The organism is Serratia sp. N21D137 (genome assembly GCF_047530005.1).
Lineage (GTDB): Bacteria > Pseudomonadota > Gammaproteobacteria > Enterobacterales > Enterobacteriaceae > Chania > Chania fonticola_B.
Genome location: NZ_JBLJAJ010000115.1, coordinates 1 through 777 on the forward strand (window position 1 = coordinate 1; position 777 = coordinate 777).

The 777-nt window shown below is 59.3% G+C and carries 1 protein-coding gene; it reads left to right on the forward strand.

Annotation, left to right across the window (positions count from 1 at the left end; genetic code table 11):
- Window positions 1-23 precede the first annotated feature (23 nt).
- On the forward strand, window positions 24-758 hold the full coding sequence (locus ACMV5H_RS25570; RefSeq protein ID WP_414822810.1) for a molecular chaperone: 735 nt from the start codon (window positions 24-26) through the stop codon (window positions 756-758).
- Window positions 759-777 lie beyond the last annotated feature (19 nt).

Sequence of the window (777 nt, forward strand, 5' to 3'; positions counted from 1 at the left end):
TCAGCCTCCACGGAGACCACACCATGAAATACCCGATTTATCTTCTGATGGGCCTATGCCTGTTGGTCAACAAAATGGGCCTGGCACAGGCTCAGGACAACGCCTCGCCGGGGATTTCTTTTTACGTGCTGCGGGTGATTTACCTGGAGGGCGAAAAGCAGGGCGTAACGCTGACCGCCTACAACAAAAGCCCGGCACCGTACCTGATGCAGTCATGGATCCGCCCGGTCGATTCAGCCACCGGGGACGTCGATCTGAGCTGGCATGGCACCCCAGTGATGCCGTTTATTGTCACGCCGCCGCTGGCTCGCCTGGAAGCGAACGGTGAACTGGCGCTGCGAATCCGGCGCAACGATATGCCGCTGCCTAACGACCGTGAATCGGTGTTTTTTATCTCGATGAAGGCGCTGCCCACTCAGCAACCCGACGGTGAGCAGATGGTGATGACGGTCGTGAGCAATATCAAACTGTTTTACCGCCCGGCGGGATTAGTGAAACGCGCTGTGGCAGACATGGCCCCGAAGCTGACCTTCAGCCGGGCAGGCGACCAATTGACAGCCACCAACCCGACCCCCTACTGGCTCACCTTCTCCCGCCTGTCGGTGGGGAATATGGCGTTGGACAAACCGGCTCTGCGCCTGATGGTGCCCCCTTTCGGCAAGCAGTCTTACACCCTGCCCGCCACCGCGAGCGGGAAAGTCAGCTGGCAGCTGATCGATGAAGATGGCTGGGATACTCCGGTTGCCCAACAGGACTGACGATTTCTCCCTTCCTGGC

Coding starts and splice junctions, on each gene's coding strand:
- ACMV5H_RS25570 (WP_414822810.1), top strand. CDS start 24: ATGAAATACCCGATTTATCTTCTGATGGGCCTATGCCTGTTGGTCAAC.